Origin of the sequence: Nonomuraea lactucae, assembly GCF_003313395.1 — a bacterium.
GTDB lineage: Bacteria > Actinomycetota > Actinomycetes > Streptosporangiales > Streptosporangiaceae > Nonomuraea > Nonomuraea lactucae.
On record NZ_QNFZ01000060.1, the window covers coordinates 1 to 23,925 of the forward strand.

Annotated in this window: 35 protein-coding genes; 29 read left to right on the forward strand and 6 right to left on the reverse strand. The window is 68.3% G+C overall.

Going from position 1 to position 23,925, the window contains the following annotated elements; genetic code table 11:
- Window positions 1–125: 125 nt before the first annotated feature.
- The 4 genes from DQW85_RS04480 to DQW85_RS04495 all read right to left on the reverse strand — a co-directional run bounded on the left by DQW85_RS04480 (window position 126) and on the right by DQW85_RS04495 (window position 2,625).
- Window positions 126–1,343 (reverse strand): tyrosine-type recombinase/integrase, encoded by a 1,218-nt coding sequence (locus tag DQW85_RS04480; RefSeq protein WP_113699147.1) that lies wholly within the window; start codon window positions 1,341–1,343, stop codon window positions 126–128.
- Complete coding sequence (locus DQW85_RS04485) at window positions 1,343–1,624, reverse strand: hypothetical protein (protein ID WP_113699148.1); 282 nt, start codon at window positions 1,622–1,624, stop codon at window positions 1,343–1,345. The genes DQW85_RS04480 and DQW85_RS04485 overlap by 1 nt, the downstream gene beginning before the upstream one ends.
- A gap of 17 nt (window positions 1,625–1,641) precedes the next feature.
- On the reverse strand, window positions 1,642–1,926 hold the full coding sequence (locus DQW85_RS04490; protein ID WP_162794723.1) for a hypothetical protein: 285 nt from the start codon (window positions 1,924–1,926) through the stop codon (window positions 1,642–1,644).
- Window positions 1,927–2,172: 246 nt separating this feature from the next.
- A complete protein-coding gene (locus tag DQW85_RS04495) occupies window positions 2,173–2,625 on the reverse strand; it encodes a hypothetical protein (RefSeq protein ID WP_162794724.1) in 453 nt (150 codons plus the stop codon).
- 272 nt (window positions 2,626–2,897) lie between these two features.
- Between DQW85_RS04495 and DQW85_RS04500 the strand changes: the two genes are divergently transcribed.
- The 24 genes from DQW85_RS04500 (at window position 2,898) to DQW85_RS04605 (ending at window position 17,085) form a co-directional block, all read left to right on the forward strand.
- Entirely contained in the window at window positions 2,898–3,320 is a 423-nt protein-coding gene (locus DQW85_RS04500; RefSeq protein ID WP_113699151.1) for a helix-turn-helix domain-containing protein, read from the forward strand.
- Between the two features lie 75 nt (window positions 3,321–3,395).
- A complete protein-coding gene (locus tag DQW85_RS04505) occupies window positions 3,396–3,998 on the forward strand; it encodes a hypothetical protein (RefSeq protein WP_113699152.1) in 603 nt (200 codons plus the stop codon).
- Entirely contained in the window at window positions 3,998–4,213 is a 216-nt protein-coding gene (locus DQW85_RS04510) for a hypothetical protein (RefSeq protein WP_113699153.1), read from the forward strand. Before DQW85_RS04505 ends, DQW85_RS04510 begins: the two co-directional genes overlap by 1 nt.
- Entirely contained in the window at window positions 4,213–5,118 is a 906-nt protein-coding gene (locus tag DQW85_RS04515) for a hypothetical protein (RefSeq protein WP_113699154.1), read from the forward strand. The genes DQW85_RS04510 and DQW85_RS04515 overlap by 1 nt, the downstream gene beginning before the upstream one ends.
- Complete coding sequence (locus DQW85_RS44135) at window positions 5,115–5,291, forward strand: zinc finger domain-containing protein (protein WP_162794725.1); 177 nt, start codon at window positions 5,115–5,117, stop codon at window positions 5,289–5,291. Before DQW85_RS04515 ends, DQW85_RS44135 begins: the two co-directional genes overlap by 4 nt.
- The gene (locus DQW85_RS04520) at window positions 5,288–5,488 is read left to right on the forward strand and encodes a hypothetical protein (protein WP_113699155.1); all 201 of its coding nucleotides are present in this window, start codon (window positions 5,288–5,290) and stop codon (window positions 5,486–5,488) included. The genes DQW85_RS44135 and DQW85_RS04520 overlap by 4 nt, the downstream gene beginning before the upstream one ends.
- Window positions 5,485–6,477, forward strand: a complete 993-nt coding sequence (locus DQW85_RS04525) for a hypothetical protein (RefSeq protein WP_113699156.1) — start codon at window positions 5,485–5,487, stop codon at window positions 6,475–6,477. The genes DQW85_RS04520 and DQW85_RS04525 overlap by 4 nt, the downstream gene beginning before the upstream one ends.
- A gap of 2 nt (window positions 6,478–6,479) precedes the next feature.
- Window positions 6,480–7,586, forward strand: coding sequence for a recombination directionality factor (locus DQW85_RS04530; RefSeq protein ID WP_113699157.1), 1,107 nt, complete (start codon window positions 6,480–6,482; stop codon window positions 7,584–7,586).
- On the forward strand, window positions 7,586–8,314 hold the full coding sequence (locus tag DQW85_RS04535; protein ID WP_113699158.1) for a 3'-5' exonuclease: 729 nt from the start codon (window positions 7,586–7,588) through the stop codon (window positions 8,312–8,314). The genes DQW85_RS04530 and DQW85_RS04535 overlap by 1 nt, the downstream gene beginning before the upstream one ends.
- Entirely contained in the window at window positions 8,311–8,724 is a 414-nt protein-coding gene (locus DQW85_RS04540; protein WP_113699159.1) for a hypothetical protein, read from the forward strand. Before DQW85_RS04535 ends, DQW85_RS04540 begins: the two co-directional genes overlap by 4 nt.
- Window positions 8,721–9,248: a RuvC family protein gene (locus tag DQW85_RS04545; protein ID WP_113699160.1), complete on the forward strand. Its 528-nt coding sequence runs from the start codon at window positions 8,721–8,723 to the stop codon at window positions 9,246–9,248. Before DQW85_RS04540 ends, DQW85_RS04545 begins: the two co-directional genes overlap by 4 nt.
- Entirely contained in the window at window positions 9,245–9,538 is a 294-nt protein-coding gene (locus DQW85_RS04550; RefSeq protein WP_162794726.1) for a hypothetical protein, read from the forward strand. Before DQW85_RS04545 ends, DQW85_RS04550 begins: the two co-directional genes overlap by 4 nt.
- A complete protein-coding gene (locus DQW85_RS04555) occupies window positions 9,535–10,053 on the forward strand; it encodes a WhiB family transcriptional regulator (protein ID WP_113699162.1) in 519 nt (172 codons plus the stop codon). The genes DQW85_RS04550 and DQW85_RS04555 overlap by 4 nt, the downstream gene beginning before the upstream one ends.
- A 55-nt stretch (window positions 10,054–10,108) precedes the next feature.
- A complete protein-coding gene (locus tag DQW85_RS04560) occupies window positions 10,109–10,450 on the forward strand; it encodes a hypothetical protein (protein WP_162794727.1) in 342 nt (113 codons plus the stop codon).
- Complete coding sequence (locus tag DQW85_RS04565; protein ID WP_113699164.1) at window positions 10,447–10,794, forward strand: hypothetical protein; 348 nt, start codon at window positions 10,447–10,449, stop codon at window positions 10,792–10,794. Before DQW85_RS04560 ends, DQW85_RS04565 begins: the two co-directional genes overlap by 4 nt.
- 175 nt (window positions 10,795–10,969) lie before the next feature.
- On the forward strand, window positions 10,970–12,376 hold the full coding sequence (locus DQW85_RS04570) for an AAA family ATPase (RefSeq protein WP_113699165.1): 1,407 nt from the start codon (window positions 10,970–10,972) through the stop codon (window positions 12,374–12,376).
- A 530-nt stretch (window positions 12,377–12,906) separates the two neighbouring features.
- Window positions 12,907–13,122: a hypothetical protein gene (locus DQW85_RS44140; protein WP_162794728.1), complete on the forward strand. Its 216-nt coding sequence runs from the start codon at window positions 12,907–12,909 to the stop codon at window positions 13,120–13,122.
- The gene (locus DQW85_RS04575) at window positions 13,119–13,346 is read left to right on the forward strand and encodes a helix-turn-helix transcriptional regulator (protein ID WP_113699166.1); all 228 of its coding nucleotides are present in this window, start codon (window positions 13,119–13,121) and stop codon (window positions 13,344–13,346) included. Before DQW85_RS44140 ends, DQW85_RS04575 begins: the two co-directional genes overlap by 4 nt.
- Complete coding sequence (locus DQW85_RS04580; protein ID WP_113699167.1) at window positions 13,339–13,602, forward strand: hypothetical protein; 264 nt, start codon at window positions 13,339–13,341, stop codon at window positions 13,600–13,602. Before DQW85_RS04575 ends, DQW85_RS04580 begins: the two co-directional genes overlap by 8 nt.
- The gene (locus tag DQW85_RS04585) at window positions 13,599–13,952 is read left to right on the forward strand and encodes a hypothetical protein (protein WP_113699168.1); all 354 of its coding nucleotides are present in this window, start codon (window positions 13,599–13,601) and stop codon (window positions 13,950–13,952) included. Before DQW85_RS04580 ends, DQW85_RS04585 begins: the two co-directional genes overlap by 4 nt.
- Before the next feature lie 22 nt (window positions 13,953–13,974).
- Complete coding sequence (locus DQW85_RS04590) at window positions 13,975–14,706, forward strand: hypothetical protein (RefSeq protein WP_113699169.1); 732 nt, start codon at window positions 13,975–13,977, stop codon at window positions 14,704–14,706.
- A complete protein-coding gene (locus DQW85_RS04595; protein ID WP_113699170.1) occupies window positions 14,703–15,200 on the forward strand; it encodes a hypothetical protein in 498 nt (165 codons plus the stop codon). The genes DQW85_RS04590 and DQW85_RS04595 overlap by 4 nt, the downstream gene beginning before the upstream one ends.
- A gap of 146 nt (window positions 15,201–15,346) precedes the next feature.
- On the forward strand, window positions 15,347–15,820 hold the full coding sequence (locus DQW85_RS04600) for a helix-turn-helix domain-containing protein (protein WP_113699171.1): 474 nt from the start codon (window positions 15,347–15,349) through the stop codon (window positions 15,818–15,820).
- Entirely contained in the window at window positions 15,817–17,085 is a 1,269-nt protein-coding gene (locus DQW85_RS04605; protein ID WP_240196920.1) for a PBSX family phage terminase large subunit, read from the forward strand. The genes DQW85_RS04600 and DQW85_RS04605 overlap by 4 nt, the downstream gene beginning before the upstream one ends.
- Before the next feature lie 3 nt (window positions 17,086–17,088).
- Here DQW85_RS04605 and DQW85_RS04610 read toward each other — a convergent pair whose 3' ends face one another.
- Both DQW85_RS04610 and DQW85_RS44145 read right to left on the reverse strand, forming a co-directional pair.
- On the reverse strand, window positions 17,089–17,643 hold the full coding sequence (locus DQW85_RS04610; protein WP_113699172.1) for a hypothetical protein: 555 nt from the start codon (window positions 17,641–17,643) through the stop codon (window positions 17,089–17,091).
- 131 nt (window positions 17,644–17,774) lie between these two features.
- The gene (locus DQW85_RS44145; protein WP_162794729.1) at window positions 17,775–18,206 is read right to left on the reverse strand and encodes a hypothetical protein; all 432 of its coding nucleotides are present in this window, start codon (window positions 18,204–18,206) and stop codon (window positions 17,775–17,777) included.
- 34 nt (window positions 18,207–18,240) lie between these two features.
- Here DQW85_RS44145 and DQW85_RS04615 point away from each other — a divergent pair, with 34 nt between their 5' ends.
- From DQW85_RS04615 to DQW85_RS04635, 5 genes are all read left to right on the forward strand, one after another.
- Entirely contained in the window at window positions 18,241–19,791 is a 1,551-nt protein-coding gene (locus DQW85_RS04615) for a hypothetical protein (protein ID WP_113699173.1), read from the forward strand.
- Between the two features lie 21 nt (window positions 19,792–19,812).
- Window positions 19,813–21,852, forward strand: a complete 2,040-nt coding sequence (locus tag DQW85_RS04620; RefSeq protein ID WP_113699174.1) for a phage minor capsid protein — start codon at window positions 19,813–19,815, stop codon at window positions 21,850–21,852.
- An 11-nt stretch (window positions 21,853–21,863) separates the two neighbouring features.
- Window positions 21,864–22,196: a hypothetical protein gene (locus tag DQW85_RS04625; RefSeq protein WP_113699175.1), complete on the forward strand. Its 333-nt coding sequence runs from the start codon at window positions 21,864–21,866 to the stop codon at window positions 22,194–22,196.
- Window positions 22,197–22,283: 87 nt separating this feature from the next.
- Window positions 22,284–22,886, forward strand: a complete 603-nt coding sequence (locus DQW85_RS04630; protein ID WP_113699176.1) for a hypothetical protein — start codon at window positions 22,284–22,286, stop codon at window positions 22,884–22,886.
- 21 nt (window positions 22,887–22,907) lie between these two features.
- Window positions 22,908–23,924, forward strand: coding sequence for a major capsid protein (locus DQW85_RS04635; RefSeq protein WP_113699177.1), 1,017 nt, complete (start codon window positions 22,908–22,910; stop codon window positions 23,922–23,924).
- Window position 23,925: the final 1 nt, after the last annotated feature.

The window sequence follows — 23,925 nt, forward strand, 5'->3', positions numbered from 1 at the left end:
CGTTCGGGACGAAGAGGTCGTGGGTTCAAATCCCGCCACCCCGACCAGCCAGGTAAGAGGCCCTTTTCGGAGAGATCCGGGAAGGGCTCTTTTCATGATCATGCGTCACCGATGCGTCAAGATCGCTAACTCGTGCGTCGGCTCCACGAAGCCGTCACCTTCTCGTGCGCATCCGGCGCCAGATGCGCATAACGCTGCGTAGTCTCGAACGACTCATGCCCCAGCAGCGCCTGGACGTCGTACAACGGCACCCCATCCTGCACCAGTCTGCTCGCCGCGGTGTGCCGCGTGATCCTCGGCGGGAACCGGCGGATTCGATGCGCCGGCGCATCGCAGATCTCGCCGCACTCCCCCTCGACGAACACATCCCCGTCCGCTGCCTCGCTCGGCGATCGGTGGCCGCACAGCCGGGCCGCCTCAACTGCCGGGTACCAGACCCTGTTGCGGAAGTCTCCGTCGTCCACGGACCCGCCGCCCGGCGCGGTGAAGACCAGGGCCTCGCGCGGCCGGCCTTGCATGAGCAGGCTCATCCGCTCCAGCGTCTGGGGAGGGATGGGCACGGTGCGGTTCGACTTCATCGACTTCGGGTACTCCCGGATGCCGTCGCGGGTCGCCACCTCGACCACGGAGAGCTTCCCGCGTATCCAGTCGACGCGGTGGCCGTGGAGCCCGTAGACCTCCCCAGGGCGTAGCCCGACGTCCATGCCGAGCTCTACCAGGGTGCGCCACTTCGGCCCATGCAGGCGCTCCAGGGCGGCGTACAGCGCGGCGATCTCATCGGGCTCATAGAAGTCGATCGCTGTGGCGGACCGCTTGGGCAGCTCGAGGTCGAGGAACGGGTTGACGAGGACGATCGGCGGGTGCTCCTTCATCGCCGCCTTGTATAGGCCAGTCATGATGTGGACGATGTCGTGAATCGTCGCGGCGCTGATGAACGGGATCTCGTCCGCGTCGTCGAATGCCGAGGCGGGCCGGCCTCGGTGGCGGGCGCGCCGGGTCTCCTGCAGGTCGCCCACCCATGCCTGTGCGTCGACGCGCTGGATGGCCTGCATCGGCCAGTCGCCCCACCGATCTTTGCAGTGGGTGTTCCAGAGGCTGGCGTTCTTGGCCTTGGTCGGGGCCTCGATGACGCGGGCGGCGGTGACGCGCTCGTGCCAGGCTTTCACCTTGATCTCGCCGGCCTTGGGGTCGCGGATGTCGCCCTGGTCGAACTGGGCCTCCAACGCCTTGGCCCACTTCTCGACCTTGGACTTCAGCTTGTTGGTCTTCGTGGTGCGTTTGCCGTTGGGCATGCGGACGGTGGCCTGGTAGAGGCCGCTCGGTAGGCGGCGGATGTAGGCCATCAGTCCTCCGCTCCGGCCAGCACTTCGATGAGGAGGCGCTCGAGGACCATGGCACGGTCCATGGTGATCAGGTTTTCGGGGATGTGGATGGAGAGACCGGCCGCGGTCCAGGTGAAGGTGGCGGTGGGGGCAGCGTGGGCCAGGCGCCGTGCGGCGACCTCTGTGTTGTCCGCCCACCGCCGCGCTTCCCTACGGCTCGGGAACGTGCGTGAGCGGCGTGCGCGCCCCACCCTGACGGTTGCCTGCCAGCGGCCGGACGGGGTCTTGCGCAGGGATGACATGAGTTTCCTCCAGGGTGTCAGGCGGCCGGGACCGGGCCTTGGCCGATGATCGGCGCGTGGCGCATGATCGCTTGGAGCGCGGCGGTGCCGTGCGCCCCGAGCTGCTGTGTGATCTGGCGAGTGACGAGGTCGAAGGGCATGAACACGTTGACGGTTGCGCCTTCGATGTGGGCAGCGATCAGGTCGTCGCCGCCGAGGGTGTGATCGCGGTAGACACGGACGCGTGAGAGTGGGGCGATGCTGCCGACGTCGAGGATGCTGTCGCTGAGGCCCGCTACGACGGGACCCAGGATCGGGTCCATCTGGGCCTGGTCGACGAGAACGTGGAGGTTCCCGGCCCGGGTGCGGTGGATGCAGATCGGCCCGTATGGGAGCCGATGGGATGGGAGCAGGCGATAGTGGACCGTTCCGTCCATTGGAGCATCACCGTGTCTTTCCGGGCGTTTTGCGTTTTCGAAGCTTCAGTGTGACGCCCGGGACAACGGAATGGTTGAAAATTCTTACGACAGGTAAGGGCACAGTCGCCCTATGGCTAGATAGTCACTAGATCAATCTTCTTGGTCCAATTCGCGGGCCATGTCCTCGGCCCACTTGATGAGGCGTTGCCGCCGGCGCTCGGACAGCCCGGCCGGGACGTTGACCGTGACCCAGGTGCCCCCGCCTGTGTCCACGCGCAGTACGTCGCCGAGGTCCAGCCACTGGATGGCCGCCACTTTCTTGATCTCTTCGAGTCGTCGCCGGTAGTCGCTGTCGTCTCGCACTGACGCGTCTGTGGCCATTCCTGCTGCTAGTGCGCGCAATCGCCACATGTCGGGGACCCTGGGGACCTCGTTGGCGGCCAGGGCGGACAGGTAGGTGTGGAGCAGTCTGTGACCGGTTTGGGGGTCGACGCATTGCCTTGCCAGCTGGCGCGCGCTCAGCTCTGTTCGCTCCAGGTATGCCTGGACGTAGTCGCTGAGAGGGTGCTGGCTGGTGGTGCCGTTCATGTCTCGCGGCGGCATCAGTGGTCGCCTCTCGTTAGCCCTCGCCTGTACTGCTGACCTTGCCGTCTGACACGTCTGTTGGAGGAATCCGACAGAGGTTCGCCTTACCTATGTAACCCGAGACTTGCTAGACAACAAGATGCGGCAATCAAACCAGATCTCCGGGGCTACATGAGGATGCATCTGGCCACCTAGTGGACAGGATTCGTTCAAAGGTCTAGGGTGTTGGAAAAATCTTCCAACGTCCCCCCAAGTCCACGGAGGTCTCCCGCGTGTCACGGCGTCCCGAGATGGCCCTACGCAGCCGCGAGCTACTGCGCGAGCTGATGAAGGGCCGCCACGACACGGTCACCCTGGCGAAGCAGGTCGGCCTCACCAAGCAGGCCATCCAGCACCTAACGTCCGGCCGCCGCACATCCTGCAGCCGAGGCACCGCCGAACTCCTGGCGGAAGCCCTCGGCGTCGAGGTCGGCACCCTTTTTTCGCATCCAGCGTCCGAAAATTCCAACACCAAGGAGCAGAAAGTGCTGCTCACCATCCCCGAGGCCGCGAAGGCGATGCGCGTCTCGCGGTCGCACGCCTACCGGCTCGTCGCCGACGGCGACCTGCCCATCATCGACGTCGGCCGCAAGTCCTCGAAGAAGCCCATGTCGCGCGTGCCCGTCGAGGCCATCCAGGCGTGGATCGCCAAGCGCGCCGCCGCTCAGTCCTGAAACGCGGCGAGGCCCAGCCTGCCGGGGCCGGACCTCGCAGACCGCAATCCCCAACGAGAAAGGGACGCAAGTCTCATGACCATTATCGCAGATCAGCAGCAGATCGATCCCCACGCCATCCGCTACGCCGTTCACATCTGGCGCGGCGCCGCAAAGATCAGCAGCACCGAGCCGACCACCGGCCAGGCTGAGGCCCGCGACATGTTCCGCGCGCTGACGGTGTCCTTCCCCGACTCCGTACTCGTGGTCCAGGGTACGGACGGCGAGTGGAGGCCAGCCTCCGACGAGATGCTCGATCGGCTGGCCACGCACCGCGCCGCCCTCGCGCTGGCGGACATCGTCATCAAGGGCCCGGACGGCATCAACTGGTCTCTACGGGCGCACTCCCCCGGCGAGGTGGACGGCCACACCTTCAGCCGTGAGCGAGTGGAGGAGGTCGCGAACTTCCTCGGGGTGGACGTCACGGAGCGGGTGAACGGCGAGCACCTCACTGTGCGCGCGGAGGGCACGTACCGCGGCGTCCCCGTTGAGGTGTACTGCGTTACCCGCATCGAGCAGGCCAAGTGCGTCGAGTGCGGCGCTCGCGAGGGACTCGCCCAGCAGCGGGACCACCGCACGGACACCCTGGTGTGGCTGTGCGCGGACTGCCACCACGAGGCAACCGCGGACGGTGCGTGATGGTGGCCGTTGACCTGCACGCCTGCCAGATCGTCTCCACACCGGAGTGGAACGACGGCGAACCCGTCCGCGTCCAGGCCGTGCACCCGGTGTACGGCGGCCGGGTGGCGGTCCGCTACCAGGACGCCCGCTGCCGGTGCGCGGCGCAGGCGGTCGTGGTGCCGGTGGGGATGGAGCTGACGCTCATCTCCGGCGGCTGTATCGGCGGTGCCTGATGCCGCTCATCACCTACGTCCCCAAGACCTTCAGGCGCTCCACCCTCGACATCATCGAGCGCGCCAACGCCATCTGCGCCGACTACGCCAGCCAGGGCTTCGACCTGACGCTCCGGCAGCTGTACTACCAGTTCGTCTCCCGCGACTGGATCGCCAACAAGCAGACCGAATACGACCGGCTCGGCTCCATCGTCAACGATGCCCGCCTGGCCGGCCTGCTCGACTGGAACTACATCGTCGACCGCACACGGAACCTTCGCTCGCTGGCGCACTGGGACAGCCCGGAGTCGATTGTGGATGCCGTCGCTCACCAGTACCGCACCGAACGATGGGCCAACCAGCCCACTCGCGTCGAGGTGTGGATCGAGAAGGATGCTCTCGTCGGCGTGATCGCCGGGGTCTGCCAGCGGTACGACGTCGACTACTTCTCCTGCCGGGGCTACACCTCCCAGTCGGAGATGTGGGGGGCGGCGCAACGCCTGAGTCGGTACGAGCGGAGCGGCCAGAAGACCGTCATCGTCCACCTCGGCGACCATGACCCGTCCGGCGTGGACATGACGAGGGATATCCGCGACCGCCTGGCTCTGTTCGGGGCGGACACCGACGTCGTACGCATCGCGCTCAACATGGACCAGGTCGAGGAGTACCAGCCGCCGCCCAACCCGGCCAAGCTGACCGACTCCCGCGCGTCCGGCTACATCGCCTCGCACGGGCGCTCGTCCTGGGAGCTCGACGCGCTCGACCCGACCACGCTGGCCCGCCTCATCGAGGACGAGATCTGGGCCTGGCGCGACCCAGAGCAGTGGGAACGGGACACCGCCGTCATGGAGCGTGAGCGGTCGCTGCTAACGGCCGTGTCGGAGCGCTGGTCGGACGTCGCTGAGTACGTGGACGGTGCCCGATGACCGCATCCGGGCCCGCCCGAGAGCTCCCCCAGATCGCGGCCGCCTGTCCCACCTGCAACGCACAGCCCGGCGACCTGTGCACCAGCCACAGCGGCACCCGCGTCCGGCGCCACGACACGCACGTGACGCGCACTGCCGCCTGGCTGGACACCGAAGAGGACGGCGAGAAGTGACCGGTCTGCTCACGCGTCTCCGCGCCCTGCACACCCGCCGTACCGCTGCCCTCGACGCCATCGCCAAGGCCGACGCCCAGGCGTGGCTCGCACCGTTCATCGACACCCCCGCCCCCACCCGGGCGGGGGCCCACCCCTACCGGCCGAAGGGCACCCGCAAGGGCGAGCTCACGGCCACCGAAACGAGCCGCGCATGACCACCACCACACGAGCGGACTGCCCCACCTGCAAGACCCAGCAGCAGGTCAACAAGGACGGCACCATCCGCAAGCACACCCCCGCTGGCAACGCCATCCCCTGCCCGGGGAGCGGCGTGCCGGTCGGCACCGCCCGCATCCCCCGCCGCTCGACGGCCGGGTTCTACAAGTGCCACGTCACCGGCCAACTCCTCCGCTCCGTGACCACCATCCTCAACCAGGGGTCGCCCAAGGAAGCGCTCATCCACTGGGCCGGGCGACTCGTCGCCGAAACCGCAATGGAGCACCTACCCCAGCTCGTCCGCGCATCCCGCCACCCCGACACCGCCAAGGAGATGACGGACTGGCTCAAGCGCGCCCACACCCGCAAGAAAGAGGAACGCGGCGACCTCGGCACCACCGTCCACGCGCTGATCGAAGCCAAGGTGCTCGACACCCCAGTCCCCGACGCGATCGCGAACGACCCAGAACTGCGCCCGTACGTGGCCAACTTCGAACAGTTCGTCGCCGACTGGCAGATCACCTTCACCGCCTCCGAGATGGTCGTCGCCGACTACGAGCACAAGTTCGCCGGCACCCTCGACTACCTCCTCCGCTCCCCGCTCCTCGCCGCCGAACTCGGCTGCCCGGCCGACATGGAGATCCCGGGCGATACGAAGACCGGTGGTGAGCTCGACAGCCGCACCTACGACGGCAACGTTCACGGCGTGTACCCCGAGGCCGGCGTCCAGATGTCCGCCTACCGCAAGGCCAAGTACGGCTGGCTACGTGACGGCACGCGGGTGGAGATGCCGCCACGCCACGAGGTCGGCGTCGTCCTGCACCTGCGACCGGAGGGCTACCGCCTCTACCCGGTGCGCTGCGGCGACGACGTGTTCGAGGCCTTCACCTTCATCCGCCGCGTGGCGGAGTTCCAGACCGGCCCGGCCAAGAACATCGTCGGCCAGGCCCTCACTCTCAAGCGTTCCCAGGCCCGGGAGGTGGCCTGACCATGCCCATCATCAACCTGCAGAAGCGCGCCCGCGAGCTCGGCCGCATCCGCATCGGCGAGGTCCAGCCCACCGCCCGCGGCGGCACTCGCCCGGCCAAGCTGGACCGGTTCCGGCTCACCAGCGCCTCCCGTGCGCTCCTGGACAAGGTGGCCAAGCTGTACGGCGGCGAGGTCCGCGAGTGGACCCCTGCCAACGGCGGACCCTCCGCATGGGAGGTCATCACCGACGCCACCCGCCTGCCCATCCTCGTCCCGCCGCAGCCTGTCTCCCAGTGGTACGAGCTGTGGTCCGGCGGCGGCTGCAAGCGCCGCTGCGACGGCCAGACTGAGATCCTCTCGGACTCCTCGTGCCTGTGCGCCCAGGCAGACGAGATGCTGTGCAAGCCCACCACCCGGCTAAACGTCGTGCTGCGGGACGTCGAGGGCATTGGGGTCTTCAGGCTGGAGACCCACGGCTACTACGCCGCCGTCGAGCTTCCCGACGTGGCCGCCTTCCTCGCGCAGGCGGGCGGCTACGTCGCCGCGAACCTGTCGCTTGAGGAGCGGGTGGTCAAGCGGGACGGGGAGACCCGCCGGTTCATGGTCCCGACCATCGAGGTGGAGGGGCTGACCCCTGGCGAGCTGGTCGCCGGTGGTGGCCGGACTGCCATCGGGGCGGGTACAGCTCCCGCCGTCGCTGGCGCGAGCCGTACTGCAATCGAGGCGCCGCGCACGGACTACGAGGTGCTCATCGCCGCCGCCGGATCCCGTGACGACGTCGTCAAGATCTGGGAGCAGGCCAAGCAGGACCCCAACGCGGACGGCAAGCAGGTCGAGGCCGCGGCCAAGGCGCGCGTCGCCGAACTCCAGCAGCCCGCCCCGGCCGTCGAGCCCGCCCAGGAGGCGCCCGGCTCCGACGCCGAGCTGCTGTGGCAGCAGATCGTCTCCGCCTGGCCGCGCGGCATGACGGAACTGGCCAAGATATTCGAGGGAGCCATGGGCATCCACCACAAGGCCGCGGCCGAGAACGAACTGGCCGCGTTCCTCAAGCTGGTCAAGGCCGGCAAGTACAACGGCCTCGCCCCTGCCACCACTCCGGCGGGCGCCGAAGAGGCGGTGCCGTTCTGATGGCCTGGCACAAGGGCATGCTGCTCGCCTTCGACCTGGAGACCACCGGCATCGACGTCGAGGCCGACCGGATCGTCACCGGCTGTGTTTCCCTCATCAACGGCACCACCGGCGAGGCCCAGACCAAGACCCTCCTCACCGACCCCGGCATCGAGATTCCCGAGGGCGCCACCGCGGTGCATGGCATCACCACCGAGTACGCGCGTGAGCACGGCGACGATCCGATGACCGTGGTCGGCCTGCTCACCGACATCCTCACGGGGCAGGTGTACGACGGGGTGCCGATCGTCGGCTACAACCTCGCCTACGACCTCACCCTCCTCGACCGCGAGAGCCGTAGGCACGGGCTGGAGTCGTTCGCCGAGCGGTTCCTGGGCGCGCGGCCGGTGGTGATCGACGGCTTCGTCCTCGACAAGCACCTCGACAAGTGGCGGAAGGGATCCCGGAAGCTCGCCGACGTGTGCGCGCACTACGACGTCCGCATCGACGGCGCGCACGACGCCTCGCACGACGCCCTTGCCGCAGCCCGGGTCGTCTACCGGATCGCCCAGCGCAACCCGCGCATCGCCGAGATGCCGCTGCACGAGTTGCACGAGCTCCAGGTGCGCGCAAAGGCCGAGCAGGCCCGCTCGTTCCGCGCCTACCTGGAGCGGCAGGGCAAGCCCTTCGACGACGTGCGCGAGGAGTGGCCCATCGTCCCCTTCGAGCGTCAGGAGGCCCTGGCATGACGCAGCTGCGACGCACCACCTTCACCCGCGTCACTCAGCCGATCGTCGGGGCCGTGATCAAGTACCCGTCCGGCCCCGTCGTCCCGATCGAGTTCCACGGGGCCGGCACGAGCGAGGACCTGGCCCTGCTCCTGTCCGACCCCGTAGAGGCCCGCGGGCTGGCTAACGCGAGCGCGATCGCGGCCAGCGTGCTGGAGGCCGAGCACGGCATGCCCGCGCCCGAGCGCGCCGAGTGCGGTGGCAACCCGGTCGAGTGCGCGCACGAGACGGCACGCGGCCAGCTGGAGGAGGAGCGGGACGTCTACCGTGCCATCCTCACCCGGCTCACTACTGCGGAGCGGCCGTCCGAGCTGTGGCCGGCCATCCGCGACGCCAGCGTGGCCCTGCAGCAGTGGGCAGGCCAGCCATGACCGCCCCGCGCGTGATCGGCCTCGACCTGTCCCTCACCGCCACTGGCATTGCCACCTGGGACGGGCGCCCCCTCTCCACCATCCGCACCGTGACGTCCGACGGCGACGAGCGCCTGCGCCGCATCATGGTCACCGTCCGGGCCAACGCCTACGACTACGTCCGCGACGAGCCGATCGAGCTGGCCGTCATCGAGGACCTGCCCACCCACGCGCACAGCGCGGGCATCACCGGAATGGTCCACGGCGCCGTGCGCATCGCCCTCATGGAGCTGAAGGTGCCGTACGCGCTCGTGCCCCCGGCCACCCTCAAGAAGTTCGCCACGGGTAAAGGCAACGCGACCAAGCCCGACATGCGCATGGCTCTCTACCAGCGCGCCGGACTCGACATTCGCGACGACAACCAGGTGGACGCCTGGTGGCTTCGCGCGGCCGGCCTCGACGCCCTCGGCCACCCGCTCGTCGAACTACCCAAGACTCAGCGCGAGGCACTGGCCAAGATGACGTGGCCGGAGGCGGCCAGGTGAGCGACATCAAGACCACCGTAGAGGTCACCTGCTGGTGCTGTGGAGAACCCGGCATCCACGGAGGCCGTGGCCTGCGCCGCGCCTGCTACAGCCGCTACCTCCGCGCAGGCACGCTGGACCAGTTTCCCCCGCTGAAAACCGGCCTGCCGTGCCTATGGCGGCTGGAGGAGTACGCCGAACTTCGCAACCGCCGCATCAGCGTACGCGTGGCCGCCGAGCGGATAGGGGTCTCCAAGCGGACCGCCGAGCGGTACGAGGCCCGGCTCAAGGCCCCGGAGGCGGCACGATGACCGCACTCGCCCTCGACTACATGCCCACCTGGACAGGCGTCGGCCTATGCATAGGCCAGCCCGAGCTCATGTACCCAGACAGCCCGGCCGCCCTACGGGCGGCCCGCGCTACCTGCCGCGCGTGCCCGGTGCTGGCCGAGTGCCGCGACTGGGTGCTGTCCATCCCCGACTACCTCGGCCCGGATGGCGTCGTCGCCGCCATGACCGCCTCGGAGCGCGAGCGCGTCATCCTCAGCCGCCTCCCGCCCAAGCAGTGCCGGAACTGCAGGGAGCTCAAGCCCCAGCAGGAGTTCGGCATCAACACGCCGGGACGGGCCGCCCGCCGCGCCATCTGCCGGAGCTGCGCAAATCAGCCCCCGGCCAAGACCGACGCCCTACCTGGTGAGCCCCTCAAGACCTGCCCCCGCTGCAACACACCGCGCGGAGTCAGCCGCTTCTACCTCAACCGCAAGAACCCCGACGGCCTCGCCGTCTGGTGCAAACCCTGCTTCCAATCTCTGAAGGGAAACCAGTGACCACCACCGACGAGCTCAGCATCGGCATCATGTGCGGCGCCCCGGCGAGCGTGTGATGCTGCGCGACTGGCTCCGCGGCCGGGCCGCGCTGGCGGCCGAGCTGTACGACACACGGGCAGCGCGCGACCAGCTGGCGGCCGAGCTGCACACCGCCGAGGCCGCCAACGCCCGGCTGACCAAGCAGCGCAACCACCTCGGCGACCAGCTCGACGAGGCCCGCCGTGCCCTCCTGCGGGAACGCCGAGACCGCGCGGTCGCCGAGGAGACCACCATCGCCATGCCCGCGGTTGTCACCCGCGCCGACCTGCTGAAGGAGCGCGCCCGCGCGGACGCCCTCGCCCAGCGAGTCGACCAGCTCCAGCACGCCAACATGGCCATGGACCGGCCCGCTCGATGAACCCCTGCGTCCACTGGGACGGCGCCGCGGCCACCCGCTGCGGGGCCGTCCCCACGCGCTTCTACATCCAGGGCTGGCGCTGCACAGCAAACACCCCCGCAGCCATCGCAGGCGAACCCGAACCGCCCGCCGGCTACTGCGCACCCAAGCGGTGCCTGTGCGGCGACTGCCCCAGCTGGACGCTGGGCAACCCGTATGCCTCGCTCGTCGACTCCTGGGTCACCGACGCCCGCAACATCGCCACCGGCAAACGCCGCGCCTCCCCCGAGCTGCAGGCCGCGGCCAAGGCCACCGTCGCCGAGCAGCGCGAGCGCGAGTCGCGCCTCCGTGCCCGCGCGCCTTGACGCGACCCGACTGAAATACATCACATCGTCTGACCTGCAGTCTTTCGCCCCAACAAGGGCGACCACGACCATCGGTCTCCGCTATCACCGCAGGTCACGCCCATCTTATGGACTTCAGTCGGAATACATCACATCCCGCCCCAACCTCCACCCCTGAACCACCCGGGAGACACGGTTGACCACCGAGCAGGACTCCAAGCTCTGGGACCTCGGCGCAGAGCAAGCCGTGCTCGGCACCTGCATGACCGTGCAGTACATCGTCCCCCACATCCGCACAGCACTCCCCGACCCCGAGGCCTTCTACAGACCCGCCCACCGGACCATCTACCAGGCCATCCTCGACCTACACGATGCCGACGCCCCTACAGACGCCGTCATCCTCGGCGACAAACTCCAACGCGAAAGCACCCTCGACAAGATCGACGGCGGGCTGCTCTACCTCCACGAGCTCATGGCCGCCGCACCCCTCGCCGGAGACCCCGCCTTCCACGCCGGAATCGTCGCCCGACACGCCAACACCAGGCGCAGCCTCGCCGCCCTCACCCGCGGCATCCAATGGGTCACCAACGCAGCAGCCACCGACAACATCCACGACGCGCTGACAGCCGTCCAGGAAGAGATCAGCAAGGCCCTCGGCGACATCGCCGGCTCCAACACCAACGCCGCCAACGCCCTCGCCGGGCTCTACACCCCCATCGACTGGACAGCCGCGTTCTCCTCCCAGCCCGAGGAGATCCCCTGGCTGGTGGAGAACCTCATCGAGCAGGGCCGCTCCATCGCCATCTACAGCCCGCCCAAGGCTGGCAAGAGCCTGTTCACGCTGGAGATCGCCGCCGCCCTCGCCACCGGCCGGCCAGTCCTCAGCCAACCCGCCCAGCCGCCCGCGCGCATCCTGTACATCGACATCGAGAACAGCCAAGCCGACATCGTCGAACGCCTCACCAACCTCGGCTACGGACCCGCCGACCTTGAGCTGCTCCAGACCAACCTGGTCTACTTCAGCTTCCCCAGCCTGCCCGTCCTCGACTCCGCGGCCGGCGGCCAGCACCTCCTGGCGCTCGCCAAGGCCCACCAGCCCGCCCTCGTCGTCATCGACACCGTCAGCCGGGTGATCGAGGGCAGCGAGAACGATGCCGACACCTTCGCCAACCTCTACCGCCATGCGCTCGCCCCGTTGAAGGGCATGGGCGTCAGCGTCATCCGCCTCGACCACTCCGGCAAGGACTTGGAGAAGGGCCAGCGCGGCAGCAGCGCGAAGGGCGCCGACGTGGACGCCGTCTGGCTGCTCGTCAAGGTCAGCGAGACCTCGCTGTACCTCAAGCGGGAGATGTCCCGCGCGAACCACGGCGTGCCGCTGATCGAGCTGCGCCGCCGGGCCGATCCGCTGCGCCACGAGCTCGCCGTGGGCGGCTCCGGGCTGCCGCCGAAGGTGACCGCGCTCATAGACAAGCTGGACGGCCTCCAGGTGCCTCTGGACGCCGGGCGGGACGCGATCCGCGACGAGCTCGCCCTGGCGGGGTTCAAAGCGTCGAACGAGACCATCTCGGCGGCCATCGCGGCGCGTCGTGCGGGGCTCCGATGAGGGGCCGCGGAGCGGCTGTCCGGGACGCTGTCCGGGCCTGTCTAAAGATCTTGGAACTGTCCGGGACAGACCCCCGAGCAAGATCGTTAAATACCCCCCGGAGGGTGTGTCGCAACTCTGCGACCTGCCGTCCAAGCTGTCCCGGACAGGAGGCAGAACATTTGTCTGTTACGCGAACCCGCAGATCACAACGCCGCAACCCCCCAATACCCCCCGAGGGTTTAACGGCCCTATTCGACCTGTCCCCACCCCAAGACGATCACCCACAAAACCCCAGCACACACCTGTCCCGGACAGGTCCCGGACAGCTAGACGATCTTCAGCCGGGCAGCGTGGCCGGGACCTGTCCCCGTCCTCTCCTCTCTACAGAGAGGACGGGGTCCCGGACAGCCCCAGTCCCGGACACCCGAACCCGCCACCGAGCCCGCCCCAAGACCCTCATCACAGGCGACTGCGACCCCCACTGCACCACCTGCGGACGACCCGAAGGCGCCGGCTACTGCAACCCCTGCACCACCCTCTGCGAACACATGAACCAGCCCCACAACGCCGACATCTGCATCACCCTCACCCGAGCAGACGCCCACATCGTCATCAGCCCAGCCACCGGCTACATGCTCCTCCACGTCAAGGAATGCCCCCACTGCGGCAACACCCACTGGCACGCACCCCTCGACCACCCACACCGAACCGCCCACTGCGGCAAGCCCTACATCCTCAACATCAAGGAGCCACACACCCCATGAACAGAAGCACCAAGCCGCCAACGTTGGCCCAGGCCGCCGCGCGCGAAGAGAAGTACCTGACCGTCCGGGAGATCGCCGCGCGCATGCGCGTCTGCAAGATGACCGCCTACCGCCTCGTCCACGGCGACGCCTTCCCCGGCACGATCCGGGTCGGCCGGTCCATCCGTGTCCCAGCCACCGCCGTCGACGCGTACCTGAAGGGCAGCGTGATCAGCCATGGCTAACCGCCTTACGCCAGAACAGTCCGCGAAGATCGACCGAGCGTCCCGGCGCGTCCTGAAGGCCACGGGCGCAATCTCGGCGATCGTCTGGCTCCTGTTCGCCGCCGCCATCTGGCTCGGCGACTGGAGGCTCGCCGGTCTCGGCGCCCTCACCGCGCTCCCGGCGCTCCTCAGCGTCGCTGTGTACGGCCTGATGTCCAGCGACTCCTGGCGCCAGCAGCAGGCCGACCGGCTCAACGCCCCGAAGGCAGACGAGTGACCCCCGAGGAGGCCACCTGGGTGCGCACCAACGTGCTCGCCCGCGGGGGAGCCGCCCACCTGAGCATCATGTGCCGCTGCACCAACCCCCCGCTGTGCCACTACTGTTCCGGCGGCGGGACACCGCCCATACACGGCGTCGGCGACGGCATCGAAGTCATCGCCGAGTCGCACCTGCTCCGCAGGCGCAGCGGCAATCCCGTCACGGTCGGATCCGGCTGGAAGTGGCGGACGATCGACGTCTGGCTCGCCGATCGCGTCTGCCGCAATGTGTGCCCGTGCCGCTGCCATACGGAGACGGACTGGCTGCCCGCCGGCACCCAAGCCGCCCTTTTCGACCTGTCCGTCTAACCACACCTCGGGGGAGCTGCCCGTGTCCCACCCCACGATTGAGACCCTGGACTGGCTCATCGAGTACTGGCCCGACCTCCTCGACGCCCGCCTCCCCATGGCCACCCGCCGGCCGTGGCAAACGCCCACCCTCGACGCCGAGGGCAAGGAACTGCTCGACGCCGCCGCCTACCTGGACAGGTACTTCCGCAACCCGCTCGGGGTCAGGGAGTCGCCGGCCCCGCTCGACGTCAACGTCCTCCAGACCGTCCTCGACGTCCTGGTGCACGCCGACGACCTCGCGGCCGAGCTCGGCGAATGGTCCGTCCGCCCACTCCTCGCCTCACCCGGCATGGGCGAGCTGGACGCCCGCCCCTACCTCGCGTACGCCCGCGCCCGCCTGGCCGAGGAGCAGGAGGACCTCGGGGAGCCGGGCCCGTGGAGCGAGTGGGCCGAGCCGATCGTGCACCGCGTGTACGAGTCCGTCGCCCGCGCCCTGGCGATGCTGTACACCGGCCAGACCGTGCGCGTCATCTGCCCCTGGTGCCTCGGCCGGACGGCTGAGAACCCGATCGGCGGCGAGTACACGTGGCGGATCCACGAACTCCCCGGCCGGCCGCCCCAGATCGCGATCATCTGCCATGGCCAGTGCGAGCCCCCGCAGCGCGAGGTGGGCACGTGGTGGGGCGGCAAACCGTGCTGGCCGTTGTGGGACTGGGAACGGCTGGCCAAGCGGGTACGCGACCACGAAACACACGAGACCATTGGGGCATGAGCATCCTGTTGCTGGCAGCAACTGAGCCCGACTGGTTCGCGCGTGGCATCGGAACCGCGGGCCTCGCCGTGGCACTCGTAGGCCTGATCTTCACATGGCGTACGTACAAGCGCGGCGGCTACCAGATCAAAGTTGCTGCGTCCGTGGAGACCGAGATGCTCCAGAACTACCCCGAGGGTGGTTCGACCCGGATGACGTACGTGAACGTGATCGTGAGCAACCACCGGGCGGGGGAAGTCCAGATCGTGCGCTTCCATGGTCACGATGGCCTCAACCCGCCGCACGAGATCGGGCTGATCGGCGACGCCCAGCACACGCTCAAAGGAATCTCGCAAGCGAAGTGGCGTACGCACAGGGCTGGCTCCCCAAATGAGCCTGCTCACGGCGGGCGCGTCCGTATCGGCGCGGAACTCGCCAACGGCCGGATCGTCTGGAGTAACTGGATGGAGATAGGACCGAAAGCTGCAGCGGAAGTCCTGGCATCTCGTTACTGACCTGGCTTGACACCGGGCCTGTGGATAACTCATGATCGAGGCGTCTTCGGCATGCCCGAAACCCGGAGGTGGTCACCATGGCCTAACCTCCCAACACAACAAGGCCCCGCCCCGCGCGGGGCTTTCGCACATCCGGGGGGTGAACGATGCCCGCCCCCGCCCCACTCAGCGACGACGAGCGCCAGCAGATCCGCGACCTCCACGCCGCCGGCCACGGATGCAACGCCATCGCCCGCCAGCTCGGACGCGACCGCGCCACCATCAGCAAGCACGCCAAAGACCTCGGCCTGAGCTTCGACCGCACCCAGACCAAGGCCGCCACCGAGGCCCGCATCGCCGACGCCAAGCACAAGCGCGCCCTGCTCGCCGACCAGCTGCTCGACGACGCCCTCCGACTGCGCACGCAGCTCTGGGAACCCTGCAAGGTCTACAACTTCGGAGGACGCGACAACACCTACGCCGAGGCCCATCTCGACCACCCCGACTTCGCCGGCCAAGAGAAGATCCTCCGCTCCCTCGCCGTCGCCGTCGACAAGCACGCCCGTCTCATCGAGCTCGACCGCGACCCCGAGGGCCTGGCCGCCGTCGACGTCTGGCTTCGCGGCATCACAGGCCAGTGATCGTCACACCCCTCGTTGGCAAGCAGGTCGACTCCTACCGCCTCGCCGACGCGCGCCTCAACATCTGGGATGGCTCCGTCCGCTCCTCCAAGACGATCGTCTCGCTCCTGAAGTGGATGGAGTTCGTACGCCAAGCCCCACCTGGCCCGCTACTCATGGTCGGCAAGACCGAGCGCACACTCCGCCGCAACATCATCGACGTCCTCGTCGAGATGCTCGGCGACAAGCGCTGTCATCTCGTGGCCGGCACCGGAGAGCTGTTCCTACTGGGCCGCAAGGTGTACATCGTGGGCGCGAACGACGAGCGCGCGCAGGAGAAGATCCGCGGCTTGTCCCTCGTCGGGGCGTACTGCGACGAGGTGAGCACCCTGCCGGAGTCGTTCTTCGTCATGCTGCTCACCCGCCTCTCGATCGCGGGCGCACGCCTAGTCGGCACCACGAACCCCGACGGGCCGCAGCACTGGCTGAAGGCCAACTACCTCGACCGGGCCCGGCTCTGGCTGGACTACGACGGCCAGCTGCATCGCGAGACCGACGACACGCTCAACCTCGCCCGATTCTCCTTCCAACTGAAGGACAACCCGAACCTGTCAGCGGAGTACGTCGCCGACGTGTCCTCGGAGTTCACGGGGCTTTGGCACAAGCGGCTGATCTTGGGTCAGTGGGTGCTCGCCGAGGGCGTCATCTACGAGTCGTGGGATCCGGCCCGGCACGTCGTCCAGGAGCTGCCCGCCATCACGCAATGGCTGTGCATCGCACTCGACTACGGCACCACGAACCCGTTCCACGCCCTCGCCATCGGTCTCGGCACGGACCAACGCCTCTACGTCGGGCATGAGTGGCGCTGGGACTCGAAGAAGCAGCGCGGCTCCCTGACGGACGCCGAGTATTCGGAGCGGCTGCGCGCATGGGAGGCCGGTCTCGGCATCACGCCGTCCTATCGCATCGTCGACCCCTCGGCCGCATCGTTCCGCGTGCAGCTGCACCGCGACGGCTGGAACTCGACCCTCGCCGACAACGAGGTGGTCGACGGCATCCGCGACGTCGCCTCCCTCTTCGCCACCGGCCGGCTCCTCGTCCACGCCGGATGCAAGGAGCTGATCAAGGAGATTCCCGGCTACGCATGGGATCCGGACGCTTCCGAGAAAGGCGAGGACAAGCCACTCAAGGTCAACGACCACGGGTGCGACGCGCTCAGGTACGGGATCAGGACCACGCGGAACGTCTGGCATGGACGGCTTGCTCCGCCCAACAAGGCCGCGTGACGGTTACGGGACCAGGAGATTGATCAAGACGCCGATCGGAATCGAGACGGCAACACCGAGACCAAACAGAATGAGGTCACGTCGCTTCGCCCTTGAAGCATCCTTCTCAGTTGCCCCGAGCAGGATCTGCCGGATCTTCTCAGCATGCTGCGCGTTGATCTCAAGCAGACGCTCCTGCTCCTCTGACTGGGCCAGGAGCGCATCACGAACAGCCTGCTGCGCGTCGATGTCCCGCTGGAGCTCCTCCATGAGATGCCCTGCCTGATCGAACGCCGCTCTCACCTTTTCGGCCCGCATGCGGACTCGCTCGCGAGGGTCGAGTTTGGCTTCCTCGATCGCTGCTCGGTAGCGCTCTACCGCCTCTTTTCGGCTCTCCCGCCAGACGGCGAAGCCTGCGGCAGAAAGGCCACCAACTCCGAGGAGCCCATACGCGATGGTTTCCCAGGGATCACCCAGGTCTTCTAGCAGGCTTAAGCCCACTGCCACAGCGACCATGCTCACCAGCAGGCCGCCGACACTCCAGCACCCAGCGAGGGGGCCCGGCTTCTTAACCGTCATGCCGTCATCAAATGCCTCGTTGAGTACGGGCAGGCACGGCGTAATCGAATCGGGACACAGCGTTCGCGTGAGCGCCGCTCTACTGATCGTTAACTTGGGGGAATCTTTACTTCCCGCAGGCAATTAAATGATCATGAAAGTAGCTTCTCGACTCCGACGAGAGCGGCGAAGAACACCAGCGCGGCGCCGACCCGCCACCGGGTTCGCCTGCCTGGCTCACCCCGCCGGGGATCTCCCGCAAAGAAGACCCGGAGTACCGACTCGCCCACCGGAACGAGAAATGCGCATGCGATACCTACCACAAGAGCGGCGCTCAGCCAGTCCTCAGAGGTGAGAACAGGACCGCGCACAACAGCCAATGCTCTCACCTCGCCAACGGTGAGCACGATCTGTGCCATCGCCATGAGAAGAACGCCAACCCCTTGGTGACTCCCGTCCGTCTTCTCGTCACGGACGAGGTACAGCTCAGCTGATCTCTTGGCAAGTGCTCGCGCTTCGATCGCAATGGCTAGTGCGACGACCGGGATTACCTGCGCCAAAAGGGCTGCGTATTCCTTCGTCACATCTCGTCTGTACCACGACATAGGAGAGCGATCCATGCCGCTGCCGAGCGGCGGCACCTGGCCGCCCCAACACCTCCAACCCATCTACAGCCACTACCAGGTGCTCGACACCTGGTACCGAGGCTCACCCGAGGAGCTCGCGGCCCTCTACACCGGCCAGCAGCCCGCCAACCGGCCATCCCAGCTGCGCGGCGGCATCGTCGGCGCGTTCGCCCGCATGTTCTGGGGCGCACCCACCCCCGCCGGCGAGAAGCTCACCAAACTCCACGTGCCCGTCGCCTCCGACATCGCCACCATGAGCGCCGACCTGCTCTTCTCCGAGCCACCGACCGTCACCGTCGAAGACGAGGCCACCCAGGAGCACATCGACCAGATGATGCCCCAGCTCCAGGCCACCCTCCTCGAAGGCGCCGAAGTCGGGGCCGCGCTCGGCGGCTACTACCTGCGCGCCGTCTGGGACGAGCAGATCGCCACAGCCCCCTGGCTGGCCGTCGTCCATGCCGACGCCGCCGTACCGGAGTGGCGGTGGGGCAAGCTCTGGGCGGTCACGTTCTGGCGGATCCTCGACTCCGACGACCAGACCTGCTGGTGGCACCTCGAACACCACGAGCCCGGCGCGATCCGGCACGCCCTCTTCAAGGGCAAGCCGGGCCAGCTCGGCGACTCGCTGCCGCTCTCGGCCCACCCCGAGACGGAGAACCTGCAGCCGGTCGTCGAGACTCACATCGACCGGTGCACCGCCGTGTACGTCCCCAACATGCGGCCCAACCGGACCTGGCGGAACTTCCCGGCCGGCGCCAACCTCGGCCGCAGCGACTTCGACGGGCCCGTGCTCGGCCTGATGGACGCGCTCGACGAAACCTGGACGTCGTGGATGCGTGACATCCGCCTCGCGAAGGCGAGGTTGATCGTCCCCCGCTCCTACCTGCAGTCCCTCGGCAAGGGCCAGGGCGCCTACTTCGACCCCGACCGCGAGCTATACGAGGCGCTCGACGTGCTCGGCGGCGACGACCGCATGGAAATCTCGGCGCAGCAGTTCGCCATCCGCTACGCCGAGCACAAGGAGACGCAGGCCGAGCAGCTGGCCGCCATCCTCCGCGCCACCGGCTACTCCGCCCAAAGCTTCGGCCTGTCCGGCGAGGTGGCCGTCACCGCCACCGAGGTAAGCGCGAAGGAACGCCGGAGCCTGACGACCAGGGCGAAGAAGGGCCTCCACACCATCCCCCCGGTGGGCGACGGCCTGGAGATGCTGCTGGAGCTCACCGCGAAGCTCTTCCCCCAACTGGGCGTCACCCCGGAGCGGCCAGCCATCGTGCTCGCCGACTCCGTGTCGCCGGACATGCTGCAGCTGGCGCAGACGGCCGAGCTGATGCGCCGCGCGGAGGCCGCGTCCGACGAGACGCTCGTCAGGATGCTGCACTCGGACTGGGACGAGGACCAGGTCAAGGCCGAGGTGGACGCGATCGCGGATGCGAGGCCCGATCCGATGGAGGATCCGTTCGCGCTGCCCGGCGAGATGACCGGCCCCGACGCCGAGGGCGATCCCGAGGAGCCGAAGGCCAAGGACGGGCCACCGCGGGAGTAGCACGCTGGGGAGGTCCTCGCGATGGCTGTGGACCAGGACCTCCTCGACCGCATTGCGAGCTCGGTCGCCGACCTGTATCGCGAGGTCGAGACCGCGCTCGTACGCACCGTGGCGCAGCGCCTCCGCGCCGACCTTGACGAGCAGCCCCAGACGGTCGCCTTCTACCAGGAGAAGCTCGACTCCGTCCGCAAGCTCCAGCAGTCGGCCCGGCTCATCCTGGCCAGCCTGCAGGCGGCGCGCGCCGGCCGGATCCGGGAGGCGATCGCCCGCGCGTACCGGTCCGGCTCGGATGCGGCGATCGCCGACCTGCCTGAGCGCTGGTTCCCGAAGTCCGGGGTCGGCCAGCAGGCGCGCCGCGCCACCGCGGTGATGCCGAACGCGCGCGTCCTCGAGAACATCGCCCAGGCCCTCCACAGGGACGTCGGCCGAGTCGACATGAACATCCTGAGGGCGCCGCTCGACGCCTACCGTGCCGTCCAGGCCGGGACCGCAGCCCGCGTCACCAGCGGAGCATTCACACGCAGGGAGGCCAGCCAAGCAGCGTGGCAGCGGCTCATGGACAAGGGCATCGTCGACTTCACCGACCGCGCCGGCCGCCGCTGGAAGCTCAGCTCCTACGTCGAGATGCTGGCCAGGACGAACGCGCAGCGGGCCGCGGTGCAGGGCCAGACTGACCGGCTCGCCGACATCGACATCGACCTGGTCTATGTCAGCGACAACGTGCAGGAGTGCAAGGTCTGCAGGCCCTTCGAGTCGAAGGTACTGCGCCGCGACGTGGGGCCTACCGGCCCAATCCAGGTCGAGCATGCGACCCGCGACGACGAGTACATCACCGTCGACGTAACCGACACCCTGCCCGGCGCGATGGCCAAGGGCCTGTTCCACCCGAACTGCCGCCACTCTGTCAGCGCGTACCTGCCCGGCGTCACCACCCTCAAGACAGGCACCGCCGACCCGGAGGGCAACAAGGCCCGCCAGAAGCAGCGCGCCCTTGAACGGAGAATCCGGGCGGCCAAGGAGGCTGCGGTGGGGGCGCTCACCCCCGAGGCGAAGAAGGAAGCAGGCGCCCGCGTGCGCGCCGCCCAAGCTGCGCTCCGCGCCCATCTCGCCGAACACCCCAAGCTCAAGCGGTTGCCCTACCGCGAGCAGATCGGCGCCGGCAACCTACCGAAGGCAGGAGGCCCGAAGGGCGGGCCGGTCACCGACCTACAGCCGCCGGTCCAAGAAGCCCTGCCTGACACCCCCGACGCTGACGCCGCGGCGAAGGCAGCAGCCGCCCAGGCCGCCGCCGAGGAGAAGACGCGGCGAGAAGCAGAGGCCGCGCGGAAGGCAGCAGAAGAGAAGGCCCGCCGAGAAGCCGAAGAACGGGCCCGCGCGCAGGCGCCTGGCATGCGCAAGGCCGTACGGCACCGCAAGAACGCCGACGGCCTGGCCTGGGCCGGCGACCGCCTACCCATGCCCGACCTCACCGACGCCGAACGGCAGGCACTGCGCGCCTACACCGGCCCCGAATACATGCTGGTCAACGACGGCCTGCGCGGCAAGCTCCCCGACCACCAGTCGATCCGAGATCGGTTCCATCAGCTGCTCGGCGGCCTCGACGCAGCGTTCCGTAAGGCCAAGGCGCCCGAGTCGTTCATCGTCCACCGCGGTGTCGGCGCGCAATACGCCGGATTCCTCGGCGCGGATGTCGACCGGCCTGAGACAATGAAGGATCTGGTCGGCCGGACTTTCCCTGAGCTGGGCTTCATGTCCACCAGCGTGGGTGCCCGGGCGAGATTCACCGGCGATGTCTACTTGATGATCCGCGTCCCCAAGGATCACGCCGCCATGAACGTCATGCCCGTCAGCGGGTTCGGGGAAGACGAGCGGGAAGTCTTGATCCGCAGGAACTCCCGGTACGTCGTGCACGCTGTATACAAGAGGTACGACGGACGCGCCAAGCGGGACGCGTGGTTCATGGAGCTGGAGATCGTGCCCGACGATTGGGAGAAGCCCGCAGGCTGGGCGCCGGACCCGTACGGCGACGCCGACGACGGCTACACAGACGACGGCGAGTGAGGGAGGCGAACATGGCAGACCAGCCGCATGCGCGGTGGACCGACGCCGCGTTCGCCCCCGTCGACGTGTCCGACTCCGGCACCTACCCGGGCGTCCCGGCCGGGCCCGTCCGGCGGGCCGAGCTGCGCGACGCCGCCACCGGCCAGTTGCTCGGCCACGTGTGGGCCGACAACCGGGAGGCGGCGGGGTTCGCCGACTCCGACGAGGCTGGTGCCGCCGGGGTGCGTGCGGGGGCCCGGGTGTGGCGGATCCTCGCCGACACCTACCAGGCCGGACGGCCAGCTTCCGACGTGCTCGACCCGAGCCTGTTCGAGCCCGACTACCAGCTGGTCATCACCGACTAGCTGTCGCACATCCTTCACGGCCCGCCTGGTGCGGGCCTTTTTCATGCCCGCACGGGCCACCCCACCGATCCCGCACGGGAGACCACCATGCACCTGTCCCACGCCCCCGGCGCCATCATCGGCTACCGCAAGAACGGCCGGCCCATCCGCCTCATCGCAGGCGGATCCGAAGGCGCGCCCGAGGGCGGCACCGGCGAGAACACCCCGCCCGCGAACCAGCCGCCCGCACCTCCTGCACAGGAGGGAACGGAGACCGACTGGAAGGCCGAGGCCCGCAAGTGGGAGAAGCGGGCCAAGGAGAACAGCAGCGCGGCCGAAGAGCTCGACAAGGTCCGCAAGGCGTCCATGTCCGAGCAGGAGAAGGCCGTCGAAAAGGCACGCAAGGAAGGCGAGACCACCGCCACGGTGGCCGCCGGCCGCAAGCTCGCCGAGGCCAAGTTCGAGACCGCGCTTGCCCGCAAGGGGCTCGACCTGGGCGACGCTGCCGACCTGATCGACGTCGGCAAGTTCGTCGACGACAAGGGCGACGTCGACGACGCCGCAATCAAGAAGGCCGTCGACAAGCTGGCCAAGCTCGCCCCCAAAGCCCCGCCCAGCTCCGGCGGCGACTTCGGCGGCGGCAACGGCAGCGTCGGCAACCAGGAGCGACCGAAGTCCATCCGCGAGGCATACGCCCGCCAGCAGACGTAACAACCAGACAGGAAGTGAGAGATGGCCATCACCCTCGCGGACGCCCAGCGCAACGCCGCGTCGGACGTCGATTACGCAGTGATCGACGAGACCCGGCGCGGGAGCTGGCTCCTCGACCAGATCACGTTCGACGACACGGCGACCCCGGGCACGGGTGGCGGCACGCTCACCTACACCTACGCCAGGCTCACCCAGACCCGCGGCGGCCAGTTCCGCGCCTTCAACACCGAGTACACGCCCAGCGAGGCGAAGCGCACCCAGATCACCAGCTCGCTCTACCCGTTCGGTGGTGCGTACAACCTGGACCGGGCGCTCGCACACCTGGGCCCGCGGCTCACGGACGAGATGGCGTTCCAGACGTCGGAGCTGATCAAGGGCTGCCGGGTGACGTTCGCCGACCAGCTCATCAACGGCGACCACGCCTCCAACGTGCTCGGCTTCGACGGCCTCGACGTCGCCCTCACCGGCTCGGTCACCGAGCACTTCCAGAACACCAGCACCTACTACGTGGACTGGTCGCCGGCCACCATCGACACCGTCGACGAGTCCATCACCGTCTCCGACCAGCTCGACGAGTTCCTCAGCCTGCTCAACGGCGAGCCCGACGCGCTGCTCGGCAACCGCCTGCTGATGAACCGCGTCAAGGCCATCGCCAAGCGGGCCGGCCAGTACAACATCACCCAGGACAGCCTGGGCCGCACCATCGAGCGGTACGGCAACGCTGTCCTGGTCGACCTGGGCACGAAGAACGACGACTTCACCGGCAACAGCTACATCGTCCCGGTCGAGACGCGTGACCCTGACGGCGGCGGCGGTGGCGGCAACATCACCAACCTCACCGATCTGTACGCGGTGCGGTTCGGTATGGACGCCCTCCACGGTGCTTCCGTCGCCGGGTCGCCGCTGATGAAGACGTGGGACCCCGACTGGACCACCAGCGGCGCGGTGAAGACTGGCGAGCTGGAGATGGGCCCAGCCACGCTCGTGCTCAAGCACGCCAGGAGCTGCGGCGTCTTCCGCAACATCAAGGTCAAGTAGG